Raw genomic sequence first — 17,814 nt, 5'->3', positions numbered from 1 at the left:
AGTTCCTCGGCGAATGGTGCAACAAACCCGAGGTTACGTTCTCCCAAACCACTTTGGCAACAAGAGTCTCATCTTTAACATAAACACCAGAGGGCTCCGGAGGCTGGTAGCGGCCCCGGCGTGTCGGTCTCAGGCGTGCTGGTGGGACTCGTGTTCGGCATGGCTTGCAGGCTCCAACTGGAACGTGCAGTGCTCTGTATCGAAGTGGGAGCCGAGGCAGGTGGTGAGTTTGTCCAGGACCTGATCCGCTCCTCTTGCGCTAAGCAATTCGTCCTCCACCACCACATGGGCGGAGAACACGGGCACGCCGGATGTGATGGTCCAGATGTGGATGTCATGGACAGCCACCACCCCCGAGACGGAAAGGATGTGCTCCCGAATCATCTGAACCTCAACACCCTTTGGGCTTGCTTCGAGCAGGACATCCACCACGTCCCGCAGCAGATGCCAGGCGCGAGGCAGGATCATGATCGCGATGATGATTGAGGCAACGGTGTCCGCCGCCTGAAGCCCGGTCAACATGATGGTGAGGGCCGCTGCAATGACGGCGAACGAACCCAGCAGGTCCCCCAGCACTTCAAGGTAGGCACCGCGGACGTTCAGGCTTTCCTTCTGAGCGCTGCGCAGGATGAGGAGCGAGATCAGATTTGCGGCCGCGCCCACAATTGCCGCGTACAGCATGACGTCAGTCTGGACTTCAGGTTCGGAGCCCCATCGACGGATCGCTTCGATGAAAATCACCACGGAGATGACTATGAGCACCAGGGCATTGGCCAGGGCCGCAAGGACTTCGGCTCGCTGGTAGCCGTACGTCCTGACGTCACTGGCCGGACGGGCGGCAATCCACGCGGCCAACAGTGCGACGAACACCCCGGCGGCGTCGGACAGCATGTGGCCCGCGTCCGCCAGCAGTGCCAGCGAACCCGAAACGATTCCGCCCACTATCTGAACCAGGACCACTGCCAGCGTGATAGCCAGGACGGCTATCAGCCGGTTTCGGTGGCGCCCGGTCGCCGTCATCCCGTGTATGTGGCCATGATCATGTCCCATGCCTACAAGGCTAGTCCCAACGGTGCAGGTGCCGGAGCGGCGAACCCCCAGGAGTCAGCGCTCCGCTCAGCCCCAGCCCAGCTCGTGAAGCCGCTCATCGCTAATGCCGAAGTGGTGGGCAACCTCGTGGGTAACTGTGATGGCAACCTCCTGGATCACCTCTTCACGGGAGCTGCAGATATCCAGGATCGGTTGCCGGTAGATGGTGATGCGGTCGGGCAACGATCCTGCGTCCCACCAGCCGTCCCGTTCGGTCAGGGGGACGCCTTCGTAGAGCCCCAGCAGCACGGTGTCCGGGTCTTCTCCCGGCTGAGGGGTGTAGTCGTCATCGATGAACACCGCCACGTTGTCCATCGCCTTTGCGATGTCCGCGGGAATCCGTTCCAAGGCGGCGCTTACGGCAGCCTCGAAATCCTCAGCGGACATTGGAAAGGGTGCGGAATCGCCGCCATCCGGGACGATCGGAAGGCCCGGCGGCAGGTTTGCTTGCATACCCGAAACTCTAGCGGGATCTGCGCCTCGTCAGGCCCACGCCTACAAGGCAGATGATGCCGCCGATAAGGCCCCAAATGGTGGGGACCTCACTCAGGATCAGCCAGGAAATCAGAATGGTGGTGCCTGGGACGAGGTAGGTGGTGGCGGCCATCTTGCCGGCGTCGATCAGGGACAGCGCGTAGGCCCACGTGGTGAAGGCGATGGCTGTTGGGAAGATTCCCAGATAAAGAAGCCCCAGTGTTGCCGGGATGGGCGCCTGCTGAACCTCTGTGACGAGCTGCCCCGTGAAAGGAAGGCAGCATACTGTCCCGACCATGATCCCGAACCAGGTTGCCTGGGCTGCAGGGAACTTCTTCAACACGGGTTTCTGGATGATCACGCTGACGGCGGCAAGCACGGCGGCAAGGAGGCACAGCAACACTCCCACCACGTCCGCCGTCGACCTTTGACCGGAGCCGACGGCGATCATGGCCACACCGCCGAACGCCAGAGTGCTCCCAATGATCAGCCAGCGGGGAAACCCTTCCTTCAGGATGAAGCCGGCCAGAACCGCCACGATGATGGGGGAGACGTTGATAAGCATCGCGCTGGTCCCCGCGTCCAGGAGGTGCTCGGCGGCGTTCAGGGCCACGTTGTAGCCGCCGAACCACATCACACCGTAGGCAAGGATCGGCCACCACTCTCGGCCACGGGGAAGCCTGCGCAGTGTGGGGAGCACAAACAGGCCCAGGACGACGGCGGCGACCACCAGCCTGCCCAAGGTGAGCGGGCCGGGCGAGAAGCTGGGGCCGATGGCCCTGATGCCCACGAAGGCGGACGCCCAGAGGACTACGGTGATGACGACGGCGGCGACGCCCAGCTTGTTGATGGGTTCCTTGCCGGTGGGGACGGTGCCGGTGGGTAGCTGTTGTTGAGCGGACGCGGCGGCAGTCACCTCAGGAGTCACCTCAGGGGAGCGGGACGGTTGCGCGGGGTTGGTTTCGGCTGTGCTTGCCATCAGGCAAATCTAACCGCTGCGGGGATGGAACGGCTGGCGGAAATCGGCCACGTCTACCCGAAAAACTGCCAACTTTTGGAGAGCCCTTCCCTCCTGTGACAAGGGCCCCATCTCGCCGATTTTGGATAATCCTGGGGTTGCCCCTATAGTTTTATAGGTCCAGTTCGACGGAAACGAAAGGACAAAAACGGAAGGCTTCGGCCCTTAATTTTTGCCCTCGTTCAGGCGGATTGAGTTCTGGCCCCCATCGTCTAGCGGCCTAGGACACCGCCCTTTCACGGCGGCGGCACGGGTTCGAATCCCGTTGGGGGTACGCAAGGAACGCGGTCAAACCGGATGTGAAAGTCTGGTAGGCTAAAAGCCTTGAAAAATTGCAGTAGCGGTATTCATATCGGTGATGCAGAAAAGCAAGAAAAAAGCAAGGCCCTGTAGCGCAGTTGGTTAGCGCGCCGCCCTGTCACGGCGGAGGTCGCGGGTTCAAGTCCCGTCAGGGTCGCTCTGATTGCCAGAAGAAATTCCGGCTGTCATGGTGACATGTCACCTAGGCTCTGTAGCTCAGTTGGTAGAGCGTTCGACTGAAAATCGAAAGGTCACCGGATCGACGCCGGTCGGAGCCACCACTGGGAAGCATCAGTTCTTCGGAACTGGTGCTTTTCTTCTTTAAGCGCCGATCCAAAGTTGGCGCGAGGGTCAAGATCGGGGCAGTAGCCCAGACGGCCAGGAGCGCCGGAGAAAGCAAGTGGTGCTGGCCTCTACTGGGCCAAAAAAACGAGTACACACTACGCGTGTGGAGGGGTGCCACTGCGCGATTAACTGAGAACGGCAGTTAGTGGCGGCCCCACCGAACCTGGACCGTTCCGCCAGTTGCCCAGGTCTCGCGAGAGGGTTTCCCAGGTCACGGCCGGGGAGATTGACGGGGCCGACGATGGCAGAGCCTTCTGAGACCGAGGCTCCCCCCCAGCCGTCGTCGGCCCTTCCCTTTGACTCCACTCTTGGCCCTTTCTGATGCCGCCCTTTCCGCTGCCGGCCCTTGTTGCAGCGACAATTTTCTTGCTGCTGGATGCCCGTATTTTTCGGCACCAGGCCCCTCCCACAAGTCACCCCGCTTGGAAACCGGACAGCATTCCGGGCTAGACTCGCACGCCGGGGACATATGCTGCCGCCAGCGTCGGAAACGACCGGTGGTGCACTTTCAACAGAAACTATCCTCAACAGAAATGTGACTTGTGAAACTCTTTGCACGCCCTCTTGCCGCCGCCCTGTTCACTGTCCTCGCACTGTCCGCATGTTCGGCACCTCAAGCCAGCAGCACTGGCAACGCGCCGGCGTCAGAGGCTGCAGCTCCTTCCGCGACACCCAGCCCCACCATGTCCTCCGGCCCTTTCGGAGGTTTCGCCAGCGCTGCAGAAGCATGCACCACCATCTCGCAGCAGGCCACGGGAGCATCCTTGTTGCCGATGTCGGCGGCCCAGGGCAAGACGCAGGAACTTGAACAGCTCAAAGCCGAACTGGCGGAAACAGCGGAGAAGGCGCCAGACAGCGTTAAGGCCGATTTCGTACACCTCAATGAGGTAGCTGTCGCAGGCCTCACTGACCAGACCGTCTTTTCCAGCGGGAAGTTCAACGCTGCTATGGGGCCGGTGACAGCGTGGCTGGCCACTAACTGTAAATAGGCACGACGTGTGATTGCCCGCGGGCTCCGTCCGCGCGGTTGTCGTGGCCAAGGGATAGGGTTGTTCCAAGAAGAGGGGAGTGCTCGATGGAATACCAGAACCCACAACCCGGCCAGGGGGTCCGTGCGGACGCCGCCGTTGCAGTACCAGGCGGTGGACGTACCGTTATTTCCGAGACCGCCGTCGCAAAAGTTGCCGGCATCGCCGCCCGCGCAGTCCCAGGAGTCTATTCCCTGGGGACGGGGCCGTCGCGGGCCTTGGGCGCCATACGCGACGCCGTCGGCAACTCTGACCACGCCGCAGGCGTCCATGCTGAAGTCGGTGAGACCCAGGTCGCCGTGGACCTCAACTTGGTGGCTGTCTACGGCACCCCCCTTCATTCCCTTGCCAACCAAGTGCGTTCCGCCGTCTATTCGGCGGTGGAAGAGCTTGTGGGGCTGCAGGTCATAGAAGTCAACGTCGAGATCAATGACATTTACGTGCCGGGCCCGGTGAAACCCGGAACCAACCCGGAGCCGCGTCCAGTACTCAATACTCCGGCAGCCCCCGGAAGCCGTCCGGAGAGAGAGGCAATCCCATGAGCCTGACTGTTGCGGGAATTGCAATGGGTGCCTTCGTCGCCTTCATGTCCTTCCAGTTCGGAGTCTGGGGCTTCCTGGGTTCCCTCCTTTTTATGGGGATCGGGGCCCTGCTGGGCCGCGCAGCGGAAGGGAAACTGGATCTGCGCAGCGTCATGGACGCCATTACGGGCCGGCGCTCTTCATCATGAGCAGTACGGCCCCGATGACAGAGCAGGGCCGGGTACTGGCGGGGCACAACAGGATCAGCACGCAGGCCCTCACCAGTTTGGCCCGTGCCGCAGCCGCTGAGGCCTTGGGCGTGGAGGCCCACGATGTCCGCGCTGACTGGTCCGACGACGACGGCCTGCTTGCGCTGTCCCTGGTTTCCCCTATCAGGATCCCGCCATTGGCTTCTGTGCTGCGGAACCCGGAGCGCGTGGCCATCTTTGGGGGTTCCATCCGGGACAGGGCTGTTGCTGCCAAATCGGTCATCCTGGACAGGGTCATGGAATTCAGCGGAGCCCAGCTGAGCCGCGTGGACATAAGAATCAGCGGCACAGCCGTTTCCGAAAGGGGGCGGGTACTGTGAGCCATGCCTACGGAAACAAACCCGACGAGGCACAAACTCCTGTTACAGAACAAGACACCGAAGTTATCGCCGGGCCTGAGCGTGAGCTGAAGGATAAAGACGGGGCAGATTACGGCCCCGGTTCCCTGATGCCGTGGATCCTCCAGCGCGAAACACAGTCGTCAAGAGCCGGTGTCGCCGTCATCGCCGGTGTGCTGGTAATCATTCTTTGCGTTTATGCACTCTTGGAGGCTGCTGTGCGTGCCATCGGGCAGCCGCCCTGGCTTATCGATCCGCAGACCGCCGCCCACCGGATAGTCGCCCTCCCTGAAGGTATGCCGCCACTTCTGCTGGGAGTCACCGGAGGAGTCGTATTCATGGCTGGACTGTTTTTCTTCCTCAGCGCGGTGCTTCCTGGACGCAAAGCCCGGCACATCCTCCAGGATCCCCGGGCGGGCGTGCTGGTGGACGATGAAATTATTGCCGCCGCGCTGGCCAGACGGGCCCGGCTCGCCGCCAACGTCACACCGGAACAGGTGATGGTGGTCGTGTCCAGATATCAGGCAGTGGTCAACGTCCGCCCCACGTCCGGCGTGCCCGTCAGGCACGACGACGTTCTTGCGGCTGTGCAGGATGAACTCACCCGAATGGCACCGTCGCCCATGCCGGACGTTCGGGTGAACCTGGCGACGTCCGGGGTAGTGGGAGCATGAACAGCACGCCCCGCCTTCTTAACCGCATCCTGATCGGCATTCTGGGACTGGTTCTGCTGGTAGTCGGCGCCCTCCTGGTTCTGCTGGCAAGCGTCCCTGCTGTCGCCTCTTGGTGGCAGTCGTGGTCTGCGGGATTGTGGTCCGGCGCCCAGCAGTTATTTGACCAGACCAGGTTTCCGGGCCGTCAGGAGAGCTGGGTGTGGATCCTGCTGGTGCTTCTGTTGGTGCTGCTCATCGGCGCCATGGTGGCGTGGATTGCTCAACAGGGTAAGGGCCGGGCCGATCTCATCCTGTTTGAGGAGGTTCCCGGTAGCGTGCCGGGTGATGTCCGGATCGGCGGCGGCGTGGCGGAGCAGGCGCTCAAGGCAGCCCTTGCCGACCGTCCGGATCTGGCTGGCGTATCTGTAGCGACGTACGAGATCCGTGGGGAACCTGCCTTGAGAATCAGGTTGCAACCGCGACTGGGGGTGGCTCCGAACGCGTTGGCGGCCGAAGTTTCGGCGCTCGTGGAGGCCCTGGACCATGTTGTTGGCAAACGTACCCCCGTGTTGATTCACCTCGGGGCAGGCACTCGTGCCCGTTTCAGCAGGGCCGAACGCGTCCGCTAAAGCCTGCGCTGTGTTGCGATTCTGATATCAGGTCTCCTTTCGATTAAGGTTTATGTAAACGCTTGCATTTCTGTACGCAGGCTTACTAGGGTGATTGAGGTCACAAAGTCTGCACCGCGATTTTCTCTTGTCACTCAGCGAGGAGTCTCCAGTAATGAAAAGCCCAAAGTTCCTAATTCCGGCCGCAGCGGTCGGTGTCCTGGCCCTAACCGTTACGGCATGTAGTCCCGAAACTGGTGGCGGCGGGGGTGGCGAGGCTGCTGACTGCTCCGCCTACTCCGATTATGGCAAGCACGAAGGCAAGACTGTTTCGGTCTACTCAACCATCGTCGACATTGAAGCCACGAACCTTGAGACAGCCTGGGCGGACTTCGAAAAATGCACCGGCATCACGGTCAAATACGAAGGCAGCAAGGAATTCGAAACGCAGATCGGTGTGCGGGCCCAAGCCGGAAACCCACCGGACGTTGCCATCTTCCCGCAGCCCGGCCTGTTGGCCGCTCAGGCCAGCAACCTGAAGCCGGCGCCGAAGGCCGTCTCAGACCTCGTAGACGAGAACTGGTCGGCCGACTGGAAGAAGTACGGAACCGTCAACGGAACGTTCTATGCGGCCCCCATGCTTGCCAACGTCAAGGGCTTCGTCTGGTACGCGCCAAAGACATTCGAGGACAAGGGCTGGGAAGTTCCCAAGACCTTTGACGAAATGATGACCCTGACAAAGACCATCGCGGACGACGGTGCCATGAAGCCGTGGTGTGCGGGCTTCGAGTCCGGTGAGGCCACAGGTTGGCCGGGTACTGACTGGATCGAGGACGTCATCCTCCGTGAGGCAGGCCCAGAGGTCTACGACCAGTGGGTCGCCCACCAGATCCCGTTCAACGATCCCCGGATTGTTTCGGCCATGGACAAGACCGGTGAGATCCTGCTCAACCCGGACTACGTCAACGGTGGCTTCGGCGATGTCCGTTCCATCCTGACAACCGGCTTCGCCCAGGCAGGCCAACCTGTCCTTGACGGCCAGTGCGCCATGCACCACCAGGCCAACTTCCAGGCCGCAAACTGGCCCGAAGGCACCGTTGTGGCTCCCGATGGTGATGTTTGGGCCTTCATGACACCTCCCATCGACGAGAGCAAGGGCAAGGCCATCACCGGCGGCGGCGAGATGGTGGGCGCCTACAAGGACACGCCCGAGGTTCAGTCATTCCTGCAGTACATGGCAAGTGCGGACTTCGCGAACAACCGTGTCAAGCTCGGCGGTGTAGTCAGCGCCAACAAGGGCCTGGACCCTGCTAACGCCCAGACAGAGCTGGACAAGCTTTCTGTTGAGCTCCTTCAGGATCCCGAGACGGTATTCCGTTTCGACGGTTCTGACCTGATGCCCGCAGCCGTCGGCTCCAACTCCTTCTGGAAGGGAATCGTGGCGTGGATCAACGGCACCCCGTCAAAGCAGGTCGCCGACAGTATTGAAGGCAGCTGGCCTAAGAGCTAAGAGCTGCAGTGCTGCGTTCCCCTGCACGAGCACCCGTGGGGGAACGCAGCATTTTGTCTTCAATCAACTCATCCACCCACACCTTGGAGGTTGGCCATGGAATTCGTCGGAGGGAAACTTCTCCAAGTAGGGATCGCGATCGCGGCTTTCGCAGCCGTCATCGGGCTCATCATGCTGCTTGTAGACAGGGCACCAAAATCAACAAGAGACAAAGTTACAGTCATCGGCTTTCTAGCGCCGGCGGCCATCCTGATGATCGTCGGGCTGGTCTACCCCGCGGTGCAAACGTCCTACCTTGCATTTACAGACGCGAAGGGGACGCCGAACGGAGTGGACAACTTCGTCTGGATGTTTACCCAGCCTGAGGCGGTCATCACGCTGCGGAACACCGTTATCTGGACCGTACTCGTCCCCCTACTATCAACAGTCTTCGGCCTCGCCTATGCGGTCTTCATCGACAAAGCGCGGGGCGAGAGGATCCTGAAGGCCCTGGTATTCATGCCCATGGCCATCTCATTCGTGGGCGCAGGCGTTATCTGGAAGCTGGTCTACGACTTCCGCGGCGCCGGCATCGAACAAACGGGCGTGCTCAACGCACTGCGTGTGGCAGTTGGGATGGAGCCCAAACAGTTCCTCCTCGATGCTCCGGAAAACACCATCTTCCTGATCATCGTCATGGTTTGGATCCAGACAGGTTTCGCCATGGTGATCCTTTCAGCCGCTATTAAGGGTGTCCCTGTGGAACTTGTTGAGGCGGCAAGGCTTGACGGAGCCAACCCGTGGCAGCAGTTCCGTAACGTCACGATCCCCGGGATCCGTGGATCTTTGGTTGTGGTGCTGACCACCATCACCATTGCCACCCTCAAGGTGTTCGATATTGTCCGCACCATGACGGCCGGTAACTTCGAGACCTCTGTGGTGGCCAATGAAATGTACACCCAGGCTTTCCGCGCCGACGAACCCGGCCGTGGTGCCGCCTTGGCCCTTGTACTTTTCCTTCTGGTCCTACCCATCGTCGTTTACAACGCACGTGTCCTTCGTCAGCAAAGGGAGATCCGATGACCGCCACGCCAGCACGGGACGAGGCAGATAAGGCCCTGGTGGGTCTTCCTCTTGGCGAGAAGGGCCTCCAGGCCGCCGATGAGCCCATCATGCGCCGTGTGAAAACCAAGCTCACCTCGCCTTTTGCCACCGCTGCCGCCCTCATCATTGCCGCAATCTGGACTGTGCCCACTTTTGGCCTTTTCGTTCAATCGTTCCGTCCGGCCGCAAAACAGGTGGGCCCCCGCTCCGACGGTTGGTGGAATGCCTTTTTTGACGGGCAGTTCACTTTCAAGAACTATGTCGATGCGACCGCCGCTGCAGGGTCGCAGTCACCCAATCTGTCCCAGTACTTGATCAACTCGGTGGCGATCGTCATCCCCGTCACGTTGTTCGTCCTGGTGCTGGCATCGATGGCGGCTTACATTTTCGCCTGGGGCAATTTCAGGGGGCGCCATGCGATGTTTATCTTCGTTTTCGCCCTGCAGATTGTCCCCCTGCAGATGGCCCTGATTCCTCTGCTGCAGCTCTTCACGCAGGTCCTGCAACTGCCGGCCGGGTCCTATGCCCAGTTGTGGATTGCCCACACGATCTTTGGTTTGCCGTTGGGCATCTTCCTGTTGCACAACTTCATTTCCGAGATCCCCGGGGAAGTGATTGAGGCAGCAAGGGTCGATGGGGCAGGACACACCACAATCTTCTGGCGAATCATCCTGCCACTGTCCGTTCCGGCTCTGGCTTCCCTGGCGATTTTCCAGTTCCTGTGGGTGTGGAATGACTTGCTGGTGGCTTTGGTCTTCTCCGGCGGAACTCCGGACGTTGCTCCTATTACCCAGCGGCTTGCGGAAATTTCCGGCACACGCGGCGCGAGGGACTACCTGAACCCCGCTGCTGCCTTCGTGTCCATCATCATTCCATTGGGGGTCTTCTTCGCCCTCCAGCGCTACTTTGTCCGAGGTCTGCTTGCCGGAGGCCTCAAGGGCTGATCCTCTGCATGACCCGCTTCCGGCTGTGCCGTCTGTAACGTACGGACCTCAGGCGGCCCAGCTGGAGCGCGGGCACTAGACTCATTTGTTGCGGACAGGGAGCACAGCAGCGACTTCCGCGGCATAACCGAATAAGGGGAGATCGTGGCACGGACAACTGAGAGGGCCCAACGGGGAGGCCATTCCGGTGTCAGCATTGAGGACGTGGCAGCCGCAGCGGGAGTGTCCACGGCCACGGTGTCACGGGCGGTACGGGGACTGCCCAGGGTTTCGCCGTCCACACGGGAGAAGATCCTGCGCGTTGCCGCGGAGCTCGGCTATGTTGCTTCCTCCTCAGCCTCCGGACTGGCTACGGGCCGTACCAAGACCATTGGAGTGCTCGCGCCCTTTGTGAGCCGCTGGTTCTTCTCCAAAGCCATTGAGGGAGCTGACCGGGAGCTGCATGCCCGGCAGTACAACCTGTCCCTGTTCAACCTGGGCGGGCACGGGAGTAACCGCGAGCGTCTTTTCAGCAGGACCATGGTTTACAAGCAAATTGATGCCCTGTTGGTCCTGTGTATGGCGCTGACCCACGAAGAACTCAACCATCTGCAAAAAATCGATATTCCCCTTGTGGTGGTGGGGGGCCACGTGGAGGAATGCGCCTACATCGGCATTGATGACTACGCCGCTGCCTCAACGGCTGTCCGCCACCTCATCAGCCTGGGTCACAAGGACATCGCCCTGCTCCATGGCGACGACGAGACGGACCTGAATTTCGACGTCCCCCGGGTCCGCATCAAGGCCTTCCAGGACGTAATGACCGCATCAGGGCTTGACCTGCGTCCGGAGTGGGATGAGGTGGGGGACTTTACAGTCAGGAGCGGGCAGCAGGCGTTTATCAAGCTGTGGGGGAATTCCGGTCCCAAGCCCACAGCCATTTTCTGCGCCTCGGATGAGATGGCTATGGGCGTTATTTTCGAGGCCAACCGCCGGGGCGTACGCGTTCCCGAGGACCTATCCGTGATCGGCATCGACGATCACGATTTCTCTGTGACTCTGGGCCTGACCACCGTTGGCCAACGCCCGGACGTGCAGGCAGAGCTGGCAACCAGGATGCTGCTGGATGAGCTGGATGGCCGCACCGGATCCGTCCGCTCCATGGTTGCGCCGCACCAGCTCATTGTTCGTTCGACGACGGCGCCCCCGCCGGCTCACGGTGCACCCGAACAGAGGGAGCCCCGCCCGGTCAAAGCCTAGGACGCGCGCGCCAGCTGCCGGATGGGAATCCAGCGGGAAGCCAGCCTGCGGTAGGCTGCGGCAGCTCCGGTCATGTCACCTTCGGCAAGGCACTCGATGCCAAGCCGGACGTCCATGGGGGAGTCGTCAGGGTAAACCTTGTCCGCCACTGCTCCGTAATCGAGTTCCACCCAGGAGTCGCTGTGGAACAGTTCCAACCATTCAGTCAGCTGGGCAAGATCATCGAGCATATCCAGGTCCGGGGCAGCCAATGCAAGGTTGGCCACCGCGTAGCGGACCCGCTCCAGCGCATCACCGATGTTGGTCCGCACTCGGACGGTGAGGATGCGGCCACCTGATTCCACCACGTCCTTATGGTCGGATTCCTGGAACAGCGAGAACCAGCTGAACGGAATTCCCCAGGTGGAGGCACGGGTGTGTACCTTGCCGACGCCTTCCTTGGCCTTCACCAGGTCTATGCGTTCCTGATGGCGGTCCCTTTGCTCTTCCGCGATCAGCAATTCTGCCAGCGGTCCGTGGATGCCTTCCATCAGTGCATTCGCTGCCAGGCCTGCCCGGAGAACCAGCTGGCTGGGGCAGTACAACAGCGTGACGGAGGGCTTCCCCTCGGGGGTGCCGCCGTCGGGCTTCCCGGTCAGGGGCATCACCCGGACAAGATCGGTGCGTCCCGTGGGGAACGGATCTCCGCCCGGCCTGGTGATGCGTCCCAGTGACGCGAGGAGTTCGGCGTTTTCCACAGCGGCCCGCGATTTCGCGCGGGCAGCGGAAGCCCTGATGGCAGCGCGCTGCTCCTCCGGAAAAGCAGTCAGAGGCTCGTAGATACGCAGGGTTGAGGAGAAAGGCAGCCCGGCCTGTCCCCGGTAAAGGTTGCCGGTCATGGCAGCCACCTCCCGATCATCCCCTGCGTTGCGTTCATCAGTCAGTCAACTCAACAATAACCGGCGCATGGTCTGAAGCACCCTTGCCCTTGCGTTCTTCCCTGTCGATCGAGGCGCCGGTGACCCTTGCCGCCAGTGCGGGGGAGGCCAGGACGAAGTCGATCCGCATGCCTTCCTTCTTGGGGAAGCGGAGCTGGGTGTAGTCCCAGTAGGTGTAGACGCCTGGCCCAGGTGTGTGGGGCCGGACAACGTCCGTGTATCCGGCAGCCTCGAAGGCGTGGAAGGCAGCACGTTCGGGCGGGCTCACGTGGGTGTAACCCTGTGAAAGGAAAAGGTCGATGTCCCAGACGTCTTCATCCTGCGGCGCGATGTTCCAGTCGCCCATGAGGGCAATCTGGGACTCAGGGTTTTCAGTAACCCAACTCTCGGCGTGGTTCTTGAGGGTGCTCAGCCAGTTGAGCTTGTAGGGCATGTGTTCGTCGTCGAGCGATCGTCCGTTGGGAACATACAGGCTCCAGATCCTGACGCCGCCGCAGGTGGCACCGATAGCACGGGCCTCCGCCACCGGATCCTTCCCGGCTTTGCCGAATGCCGGCTGGTCCAGAAAGGTGCGTTGGACGTCGTCGAGCCCCACGCGGGAAGCGATAGCGACGCCGTTCCACTGGTTGAGGCCGAAATGGGCTACTTCGTAGCCGTCCCGCTCAAAGAGCTCCCAGGGGAAGTTGTCGTCGGAGCACTTGGTTTCCTGGATCGCCAGGACATCGCAGTCACTGCGGCGAAGCCACGCCTCAACACGGTCGGCTCGGGCACGGAGGGAGTTCACATTCCAGGTAGCAATCTTCACAGTTCCTAACTTACCGAACTTGGCCCCCATGATCCCCTCGGCCGGTCCCACAGGCCGTTGCGCGGCGAACAACGCAGGGTAGGCAGCGACCCGCAACGGCTCTGGAATTTAGTAGGAAGTCCGAGTATATTCGGCAGCAGATGGCGTGGGTCGCACTTGCACCGGGCTCACATGTTCCAGTGGCAGGGGACCCAAGGCATCTGCTGCCGGACCGGCATTCCAGGACCCACATGCAAGGGAGCATCGATCATGGTTCGCGAGCTAGGCCATTACATTGACGGACAACGGGTGGAAGGTACCTCAGGACGTTGGGGAGAGGTCTATGATCCCTGCACGGGTGACGTGCAGGCCCGGCTTGCGCTGGCGGCGGGGGAAGAAGTCCAGCGGGCAATAGCGAGCGCCGAAAAGGCCCAGCCGGAGTGGGCAGCGATGAACCCGCAACGACGCGGGCGCATCCTGCTCAGGTTCGTGGAACTCGTCAACCGGAACATGGACGAACTGGCCGAATTGCTGGCCTCTGAACACGGCAAGACCCTCCCTGATGCCAAAGGCGACATCCAGCGGGGAATCGAGGTGGTGGAATTTGCCGCCGGCGCCCCGCATCTGCTGAAGGGTGAATTTTCCGACGACGCCGGTGCCGGCATCGATGTCCACTCCCTCCGGCAGCCGTTGGGGGTGGTCGCAGGCATCACCCCCTTCAACTTCCCTGCCATGATTCCGCTGTGGAAGTCCGGTCCTGCGCTCGCAACCGGAAACGCCTTTATCCTCAAACCCTCGGAGCGTGATCCGTCGGTTCCGCTGCGGCTCGCCGAACTGTACAGCGAAGCGGGGGTTCCTGACGGCGTCTTCAATGTGGTCAACGGGGACAAGGAAGCGGTGGATTCTCTTCTGGGGGATCCGCGGGTGAAAGCGATCGGTTTTGTTGGTTCAACCCCTATTGCCCAGTACATCTATGCCACGGCTGCGGCTCACGGCAAGCGGGCACAGTGCTTCGGCGGGGCCAAGAACCACATGGTGATCCTCCCGGACGCGGATCTGGAGATGGCCGCCGATGCCCTGATCGGGGCCGGCTATGGCTCCGCCGGCGAACGCTGCATGGCCGTGTCCGTCGCGGTGCCTGTTGGGCGGGAGACAGCGGATGCGCTGGTGGCCAAGCTCGAAGAACGGGTCAAGGCCCTGAGGGTGGGCCACAGCCTGGACAAGGAATCGGACTTCGGCCCTGTTGTTGCTGCATCGGCTAAAGAGCGGATCGAGGGCTACATCCAGTCCGGCGTCGATCAGGGCGCCACCCTTCTTGCCGACGGACGTGGGGTCACAGTCGAAGGGTACGAGAACGGCTTCTGGGTGGGACCGACCCTCTTCGACAACGTCACCAAGGACATGAAAATCTATCGGGAGGAGATCTTCGGCCCAGTGCTCAGCGTGGTCCGCGCCGGGGACTATGAGGAGGCACTGCGGCTCTGCAGCGAGCATGAATTCGGCAACGGCGTGGCCATCTTCACGAGGGACGGTGATGCGGCCCGGGACTTCGCGAGCCGTGTCCAGGTGGGGATGGTCGGAATCAATGTGCCCATCCCCGTGCCGATCGCCTACTACACCTTCGGCGGCTGGAAAGCCTCCGGGTTCGGCGACCTCAACCAGCACGGCGCCGACGCGTTCCGTTTCTACACCAAGACCAAGACCGTGACCACGCGCTGGCCCTCGGGCATCCGGCAGGGCGCAAGCTTCATCATGCCGGAAGGAAGCTGATGGCAGGCAGCGACCCGGCAGGCAGCGACCCGGCTGGCGGCGACCCGGCTGGCCGCGACCCGAACGAGGTGCTCGTCGAACAACGGGGGCACCTTGGCATCATGACCCTGAACCGTCCCAGGGCCGTCAATGCGCTCACGACAGGCATGGTTCACGCCATGCTGGAACAGCTTGCTGACTGGGCGGAGGACCGCGGCGTTGCCACTGTGTTGGTCCAGGGTTCCGGGAGCCGGGGGTTCTGTGCCGGCGGGGATATTGTGGCCATTTACCAGGACATGCTGACAGGAGGGTCCGGGACGGCCGAATTCTGGGAAGCGGAGTATCGGCTGAACGCGATGATTGCCCGGTACCCCAAGCCTTATGTGGCGTTCATGGACGGACTGGTGCTCGGCGGAGGTGTGGGGATCTCGGCGCACGGCTCCGTCCGGATAGTCACGGAGCGCACCCGCACAGGAATGCCAGAGACCACCATCGGATTTGTGCCCGACGTCGGCGGTACCTTGCTGCTCTCGCGCTCGCCGGGTGAAACAGGCACCCACGCCGCCCTGACCGGCGCCCACCTGGACGGCGCCGATGCCTTGTTCCTCGGGCTGGCCGACCACTTTGTCCGCTCGGAGACCCTTCCAGCGCTGGCCGCTGCCCTCGAGAGCGAGACAGCGGAAGACGCCGTCGGCCGCTTTGCAGAACGGGCACCGGACTCCGCGCTGGCAGGTCAGCGGACCTGGATCGATGAGTGCTACGCCGGCAATGATGTTGAAGAAATCCTCGGCCGGCTGCGCGCTTTCGGCGGGGAGGCCGTCGTGGCCGCGGAGACCATAGAGTCGAAATCGCCGACCGCCGTGAAGGTTGCGCTGGAGTCATTGCGGAGGGTGCGGGGGATGACTCTTGAGCAGGCTCTGACGCAGGAGTTCACGGTGGGCCTGCACTGCCTGGCCGGTCCTGACTTCCGCGAAGGGATCCGGGCCCAGGTAGTGGACAAGGACAGGAACCCGCGCTGGCGTCCGGCCACACTGGCGGAAGTGCGGGACGCCGACGTCGTCAGGTATTTTGAACCGCTCGGGGATCGCGAGCTGAATCTTTCAGTAAAGGAGACGGACAATGCCTGAGGTATCACCCAATGGAGCCGGAACCATTGCTTTCCTGGGGCTCGGGCATATGGGCGCTCCGATGGCCCTGAACCTCGTCAACGCCGGTTACCGTGTTGTGGGCTACGATGTGATGCCCACGGCCCTGGAAACCGCCCGGAGCCACGGAATTCCGACGGCGGACACGGCTGCTTCCGCCGTTGAGGGTGCCTCTGTGGTGCTGACCATGCTCCCCAGCGGCAAGCATCTCCTGGATGCGTACAGGGGGCGGGACTCCGCCACCGGCAGCGACTTTTCCGCCGGGAGTGACTTCTCCTCCGGAGGAGGCTGGGAACCCGGACTGCTGGCAGTGGCTGCACCGGGCACCATGTTCCTGGACTGCTCCACCATCAATGTGGATGAGGCCCGGGAGGCGGCAGGGCTGGCTGTGGATGCCGGGCACCGCTCGGTCGACGCCCCTGTGTCCGGGGGTGTTGTGGGGGCTGAGGCCGGAACCCTGACGTTCATGGTTGGCGCACTTCCTGAAGATTTCGAGGCGGTCCGGCCGCTGCTGGAAGTGATGGGCAAGCGTGTTGTCCATTGCGGCGACCATGGGGCCGGGCAGGCAGCTAAAATCTGCAATAACCTGATCCTCGGGGTTTCCATGATCGCAGTCAGTGAGGCCTTTGTTCTGGGAGAGAAGCTTGGTCTCACCCATCAGGCTCTCTTCGATGTTGCCTCGGCGGCGTCAGGCCAATGCTGGGCGCTGACCACCAACTGCCCTGTTCCGGGCCCTGTACCCAGCAGTCCCGCCAACCGCGATTATCAGCCAGGTTTCGCCGGCGCGCTGATGGCCAAGGACCTACGGCTGGCGCTGAACGCGCTGGAAAGCACCGGGGTCGCGGCCAGGGTGGGTCCCCTGGCGTCCGAAATTTACGATACGTTTGCGGCGGAGGGCGGTGCCGGAAAGGACTTCTCGGCAATCATCACGGCCATCCGGGACAAATCCGGTCAGGCACAAGAGTCTGAACGGGCGGCGGAACAGGACCAGGATCAGCGACAGGCGAGGGGCCACGGATGACCGAACAGTACTCAAACATCCTGGTCGAGCGCCGTGGACGGGTAGGGCTGGTGACCCTGAACCGGCCCCAAGCCTTGAACGCCCTCGACAAAGCCACCATGGACGAACTCGTTTCAGCCGTGGGCGCTATGGACAGCGATCCAGAGGTGGGTGCCGTAGTCATTACCGGTTCAGCCAAAGCCTTCGCCGCCGGAGCCGATATCAAGGAGATGGCGGTGAAAGGCTACGTCGACATGTACTCCGCGGACTGGTTCCGCGGCTGGGAGGATTTCACCAGGCTCCGCATCCCGGTGGTGGCGGCTGTTTCCGGCTTCGCTTTGGGCGGAGGCTGCGAGCTGGCGATGATGTGCGACTTCATCATCGCCGGCGACAACGCAAAATTCGGCCAGCCCGAAATCAATCTCGGCGTCCTGCCAGGAATGGGTGGCTCACAGCGGCTTACCCGCGCTGTGGGCAAGGCCAAAGCCATGGACATGATTCTCACCGGACGGTACATGGACGCCCAGGAGGCTGAGCGCTCAGGACTGGTATCCCGGGTGGTTCCGGCCGCCGACGTCGTCGAGGAAGCGCTGCGGGCCGCAGAAGTCATTGCCTCCAAATCCAAGCCGGTGGCAATGATGGCCAAGGAAGCAGTCAACGCAGCCTTTGAAACCGGACTGGCCCAGGGTGTTCTTTTCGAACGCAGAGTCTTCCATTCCCTCTTCGCCACTGAGGACCAGAAAGAAGGCATGGCGGCGTTCAGCGAGAAGCGCACGCCGGAGTTTAAGCACAGGTAGGCC

General features: G+C 62.0%; 19 protein-coding genes and 3 tRNA genes. 17 read left to right on the top strand and 5 right to left on the bottom strand.

Going from position 1 to position 17,814, the window contains the following annotated elements; translation table 11 throughout:
• Nucleotides 1-129: 129 nt before the first annotated feature.
• The 3 genes from M1E05_RS18710 to M1E05_RS18700 all read right to left on the bottom strand — a co-directional run bounded on the left by M1E05_RS18710 (nucleotide 130) and on the right by M1E05_RS18700 (nucleotide 2,542).
• Nucleotides 130-1,050 (bottom strand): cation diffusion facilitator family transporter, encoded by a 921-nt coding sequence (locus tag M1E05_RS18710; RefSeq protein WP_461163855.1) that lies wholly within the window; start codon nucleotides 1,048-1,050, stop codon nucleotides 130-132.
• A 66-nt stretch (nucleotides 1,051-1,116) separates the two neighbouring features.
• The gene (locus M1E05_RS18705; RefSeq protein ID WP_458113090.1) at nucleotides 1,117-1,542 is read right to left on the bottom strand and encodes a metallopeptidase family protein; all 426 of its coding nucleotides are present in this window, start codon (nucleotides 1,540-1,542) and stop codon (nucleotides 1,117-1,119) included.
• A gap of 10 nt (nucleotides 1,543-1,552) precedes the next feature.
• Nucleotides 1,553-2,542, bottom strand: a complete 990-nt coding sequence (locus M1E05_RS18700; protein ID WP_461163854.1) for a DMT family transporter — start codon at nucleotides 2,540-2,542, stop codon at nucleotides 1,553-1,555.
• Between the two features lie 240 nt (nucleotides 2,543-2,782).
• Here M1E05_RS18700 and M1E05_RS18695 point away from each other — a divergent pair.
• The 13 genes from M1E05_RS18695 (at nucleotide 2,783) to M1E05_RS18635 (ending at nucleotide 11,419) form a co-directional block, all read left to right on the top strand.
• A tRNA-Glu gene (locus tag M1E05_RS18695) sits at nucleotides 2,783-2,855 on the top strand.
• Nucleotides 2,856-2,964: 109 nt separating this feature from the next.
• Nucleotides 2,965-3,038, top strand: a tRNA-Asp gene (locus M1E05_RS18690).
• 48 nt (nucleotides 3,039-3,086) lie between these two features.
• Nucleotides 3,087-3,162: transfer RNA gene (locus M1E05_RS18685), tRNA-Phe, on the top strand.
• 606 nt (nucleotides 3,163-3,768) lie between these two features.
• Complete coding sequence (locus tag M1E05_RS18680; RefSeq protein WP_458113092.1) at nucleotides 3,769-4,215, top strand: hypothetical protein; 447 nt, start codon at nucleotides 3,769-3,771, stop codon at nucleotides 4,213-4,215.
• 86 nt (nucleotides 4,216-4,301) lie between these two features.
• A complete protein-coding gene (locus M1E05_RS18675) occupies nucleotides 4,302-4,796 on the top strand; it encodes an Asp23/Gls24 family envelope stress response protein (protein ID WP_461163853.1) in 495 nt (164 codons plus the stop codon).
• Nucleotides 4,793-4,984: a hypothetical protein gene (locus M1E05_RS18670; RefSeq protein ID WP_309108420.1), complete on the top strand. Its 192-nt coding sequence runs from the start codon at nucleotides 4,793-4,795 to the stop codon at nucleotides 4,982-4,984. The genes M1E05_RS18675 and M1E05_RS18670 overlap by 4 nt, the downstream gene beginning before the upstream one ends.
• A complete protein-coding gene (locus tag M1E05_RS18665; protein ID WP_461163852.1) occupies nucleotides 4,981-5,364 on the top strand; it encodes a hypothetical protein in 384 nt (127 codons plus the stop codon). The genes M1E05_RS18670 and M1E05_RS18665 overlap by 4 nt, the downstream gene beginning before the upstream one ends.
• A 128-nt stretch (nucleotides 5,365-5,492) precedes the next feature.
• A complete protein-coding gene (locus tag M1E05_RS18660) occupies nucleotides 5,493-6,056 on the top strand; it encodes a hypothetical protein (RefSeq protein WP_461165291.1) in 564 nt (187 codons plus the stop codon).
• A complete protein-coding gene (locus M1E05_RS18655) occupies nucleotides 6,053-6,664 on the top strand; it encodes a hypothetical protein (RefSeq protein WP_461163851.1) in 612 nt (203 codons plus the stop codon). Before M1E05_RS18660 ends, M1E05_RS18655 begins: the two co-directional genes overlap by 4 nt.
• A 154-nt stretch (nucleotides 6,665-6,818) precedes the next feature.
• A complete protein-coding gene (locus tag M1E05_RS18650) occupies nucleotides 6,819-8,153 on the top strand; it encodes an ABC transporter substrate-binding protein (RefSeq protein WP_458113096.1) in 1,335 nt (444 codons plus the stop codon).
• A 96-nt stretch (nucleotides 8,154-8,249) separates the two neighbouring features.
• Nucleotides 8,250-9,215: a carbohydrate ABC transporter permease gene (locus M1E05_RS18645; protein WP_458113097.1), complete on the top strand. Its 966-nt coding sequence runs from the start codon at nucleotides 8,250-8,252 to the stop codon at nucleotides 9,213-9,215.
• Nucleotides 9,212-10,180 carry a carbohydrate ABC transporter permease gene (locus M1E05_RS18640; RefSeq protein ID WP_458113098.1) on the top strand — a complete coding sequence of 323 codons (969 nt, stop codon included), beginning with the start codon at nucleotides 9,212-9,214 and terminating at the stop codon, nucleotides 10,178-10,180. Before M1E05_RS18645 ends, M1E05_RS18640 begins: the two co-directional genes overlap by 4 nt.
• 144 nt (nucleotides 10,181-10,324) lie before the next feature.
• Nucleotides 10,325-11,419, top strand: coding sequence for a LacI family DNA-binding transcriptional regulator (locus M1E05_RS18635; RefSeq protein WP_458113099.1), 1,095 nt, complete (start codon nucleotides 10,325-10,327; stop codon nucleotides 11,417-11,419).
• Here M1E05_RS18635 and M1E05_RS18630 read toward each other — a convergent pair.
• Together M1E05_RS18630 and M1E05_RS18625 are read right to left on the bottom strand one after the other, a co-directional pair.
• A complete protein-coding gene (locus tag M1E05_RS18630) occupies nucleotides 11,416-12,297 on the bottom strand; it encodes a hypothetical protein (RefSeq protein ID WP_458113100.1) in 882 nt (293 codons plus the stop codon). The two genes, M1E05_RS18635 and M1E05_RS18630, sit on opposite strands and share 4 nt — an antisense overlap.
• Nucleotides 12,298-12,334: 37 nt before the next feature.
• Complete coding sequence (locus M1E05_RS18625; RefSeq protein ID WP_458113101.1) at nucleotides 12,335-13,141, bottom strand: exodeoxyribonuclease III; 807 nt, start codon at nucleotides 13,139-13,141, stop codon at nucleotides 12,335-12,337.
• A gap of 249 nt (nucleotides 13,142-13,390) precedes the next feature.
• Between M1E05_RS18625 and M1E05_RS18620 the strand changes: the two genes are divergently transcribed.
• From M1E05_RS18620 to M1E05_RS18605, 4 genes are all read left to right on the top strand, one after another.
• Complete coding sequence (locus tag M1E05_RS18620) at nucleotides 13,391-14,890, top strand: CoA-acylating methylmalonate-semialdehyde dehydrogenase (protein WP_461163850.1); 1,500 nt, start codon at nucleotides 13,391-13,393, stop codon at nucleotides 14,888-14,890.
• A 101-nt stretch (nucleotides 14,891-14,991) separates the two neighbouring features.
• Nucleotides 14,992-15,996, top strand: a complete 1,005-nt coding sequence (locus M1E05_RS18615; RefSeq protein WP_461165290.1) for an enoyl-CoA hydratase/isomerase family protein — start codon at nucleotides 14,992-14,994, stop codon at nucleotides 15,994-15,996.
• Nucleotides 15,989-17,035 carry a 3-hydroxyisobutyrate dehydrogenase gene (mmsB, locus tag M1E05_RS18610; protein WP_461163849.1) on the top strand — a complete coding sequence of 349 codons (1,047 nt, stop codon included), beginning with the start codon at nucleotides 15,989-15,991 and terminating at the stop codon, nucleotides 17,033-17,035. Before M1E05_RS18615 ends, mmsB begins: the two co-directional genes overlap by 8 nt.
• A complete protein-coding gene (locus M1E05_RS18605) occupies nucleotides 17,032-17,811 on the top strand; it encodes an enoyl-CoA hydratase (protein WP_458113105.1) in 780 nt (259 codons plus the stop codon). Before mmsB ends, M1E05_RS18605 begins: the two co-directional genes overlap by 4 nt.
• The last annotated feature ends 3 nt before the right edge of the window (nucleotides 17,812-17,814 follow it).

This window comes from Arthrobacter sp. R4-81 (genome assembly GCF_054792365.1).
This window is presented reverse-complemented; position numbering and strand designations above follow the sequence as displayed.